This is a genomic window from Kitasatospora sp. NPDC059571 (assembly GCF_042735675.1).
Lineage (GTDB): Bacteria > Actinomycetota > Actinomycetes > Streptomycetales > Streptomycetaceae > Kitasatospora.
In genome coordinates, this window is the sequence record NZ_JBHWBW010000710.1 from 1 (window position 1) to 2606 (window position 2606).

The window sequence follows — 2606 nt, forward strand, 5'->3', positions numbered from 1 at the left end:
GCTCGGTTTTTTTACTGCCCCCCCGCCCCCCCCCCCGCGCGGGGGCCCCCCCCCGGGTCCCCCGCGGGGGCGGGCCCCCTCGGCATTGCGGCCACCGGACCGGTGCGGAGCCCGTCGTGGACACCTGAGCCGTGACGGCGTCGATCACACCGGGCGTTCACGCCATGACGCTTCGCCGCCGGCCGCGACTGCGCGCTCCCCGCCTCGCCGACGTCATGATGGAACTGCGATCGGCAGGCGGGAGGAAGACGTGATGGAGCTGTTCCCGGCGATGCCCCTCGGCGAGTGGCGGGACACGAAGGAGACGCTGCACCGCTTCACGCAGGTGGTCGGCAAGATCCGCCTGGCGGCGAGCGTGCGGCGCAATCACTGGTGGAACGTGCCGTTCCACCTCACCGGCCGTGGGATCACCACGCGGCCCATGGGCCAGGTCGACGGCAACCCGATCTTCACCATCGACTTCGACTTCGTCGACCACCGGCTGGTTGCGGCGACGGCGGACGGCAGGACGGCGTCCTTCCCCCTCCTCGGCCAGTCCGTGGCCTCGTTCCACCGGCAGACCTTCGAGACGCTGGCTGCGCTGGGCGTCCGGGTGGAGCTCCCGTTCCCCCGGCCCTACCGGCTGCCCGACGCCGGCCGGCCGTTCACCGAGGACTTCGAGCACGCGGCCTACGATCCCGCCTGGGCGAACCGCTACTGGCAGGTGCTCGGCCAGGTCGGGCTGGTGCTGGAGGAGTTCGCGACGCGCTACTCGGGCAAGGCCAGCCCCGTCCACCTCTTCTGGCACTCGTTCGACCTCGCGCACACCCGGTTCTCCGGACGCACCGTCGACCAGCCGGCGCAGGTCGACCCGGTGACCCGCGAGGCCTACTCCCGGGAGCTGATCAGCTTCGGGTTCTGGTTCGGCGACGCCGATCTCGGCGAACCGGCGTTCTACTCCTACACGGCTCCCGAGCCGAAGCAGCTGGCCGAGGACCCGCTGACACCGGCATCCGCCCGGTGGATCGAGCTCAACGACAGCCACCTGGCGGTGCTGCGCTACGACGCGGTCCGTGCCGAGCCCGATCCGATCGCGACCGTACTCGCCTTCTACGAGAGCGCGTACCAGGCCGGAGCCGCCCGGGCCGGCTGGGACGTCGGCAGCCTCGCCTGCCCTGGCGGGATCACGGACCCGCGCCTGCCGGCCCCGCCGCTCTGAGCATCTCGGCGCAGTGCACCTCGGCGCACGTGCACCTGCACGCACGGGGATTCCGTGTCGGCCAGCAGCGCTCCCGTCACCTTGAAGGTGGCGGCCGGCTGTGCGTGACTGGAGGGAGCAGCAGTGGCCCGGCCGACATCGAGGTGCCCGACATGGGATTCATCGGCACGGTGGGACTGGTACTCCACCCGGAGCGCACCTCCGCGCCCACCGTGGAGACCGTGGTCCGGTGGAGCCGGGCTCGCGGGGCGAAGGTCCTCGGGTTGGCGGCGGAGGTGGCCCGCATCGGCTGTGAGGCCATCCCGGTCGGGGCCGAGGAGATGACCACCGGCACCGACCTGCTGATCAGCCTCGGCGGGGACGGCACCATGCTGCGCACCATGCGGCTCGCGATCGGGGGCCACGCGCCGGTCCTGGGCGTCAACGTCGGACGCCTGGGCTTCCTCGCCGAGGTCGACATCCCGGAGCTCCCGGCCGCACTGGACGCCATCGACGCCCACCGCTTCACCGTGGAGGTCCGCTCCGGCGTCCACGCCCGCTTCGGGTCCGCCGAGGAGACGGCCCTCAACGACGTCGTGCTCCTGCGCAGCCCGGGACACAAGTCCGCGGCGGTCGCCGTAAGGGTCCAGGACGAGCCTTTCGTGGCCTACACCGCCGACGCGGTCGTCGTCGCCACGCCGACCGGGTCCACCGCGTACAGCTTCTCCGCCGGCGGCCCGATCGTCTCCCCCAACGCGGAGGGGCTGCTGATCACCCCGGTGGCTCCGCACGCCACGTTCAACCGCTCCGTGTTCCTCTCCAGCGGCGAGCGGCTCGCCCTGGACGTCCTGCCGCACAGCGGCGACCTCGCCGTCGAGGTCGACGGCCTCCTGGCCGGCCACGTCTCACCGGGCGACAGCATCGAGGTGACCATGCTGCCCGCCGCCGCACGCGTCGTACGACTGGGCCGCACCACGTTCTACCAGCGGGCGCAGCGCAAACTCCGGCTCACCGGCTCGGCGGAACACGGCTGATCCTCCCGTGCCCCCGAGCGCGGGGAGAGTCGCCCCGGGCGGGGAAGACCGCGACGTGGCCACCGACGCCCGGGGGTCGGTTACCGCGACGCGGACACAGGTCCGGATCCGGCCTGCCGTCGCACCGGGGCGCCGGCCCGCAGCCGCCGGTTACGCCGGGCGCACGGCGGCGTCGACCCTTCGCGGGCCTGCCCGGAGGCTGGCGGATATGGACCTTGTGTGAAGACCGGCCCGGTGAAACGCTCGGCGCTGTGATCGACGCGCAGGAGAGGTGCGCGGCCGCGCGGGCCGCGGCCGACTGGGGGTTACGGGGCCAAACCGCGGGCGCGCGCGCCGCGCGGGGGGGGGTGGGGGGGTGTGGGCGGGGGGGGGCGCGGGCGGCGGTCAGGCACGGA

The 2606-nt window shown here is 73.4% G+C and carries 2 protein-coding genes; both read left to right on the forward strand.

Annotated elements, in window-relative coordinates; genetic code table 11:
* Positions 1–253 precede the first annotated feature (253 nt).
* Positions 254–1198 (forward strand): DUF5996 family protein, encoded by a 945-nt coding sequence (locus ACFV0G_RS38130; protein ID WP_380558074.1) that lies wholly within the window; start codon positions 254–256, stop codon positions 1196–1198.
* 152 nt (positions 1199–1350) lie between these two features.
* Entirely contained in the window at positions 1351–2211 is an 861-nt protein-coding gene (locus ACFV0G_RS38135; RefSeq protein WP_380558077.1) for an NAD(+)/NADH kinase, read from the forward strand.
* Positions 2212–2606 lie beyond the last annotated feature (395 nt).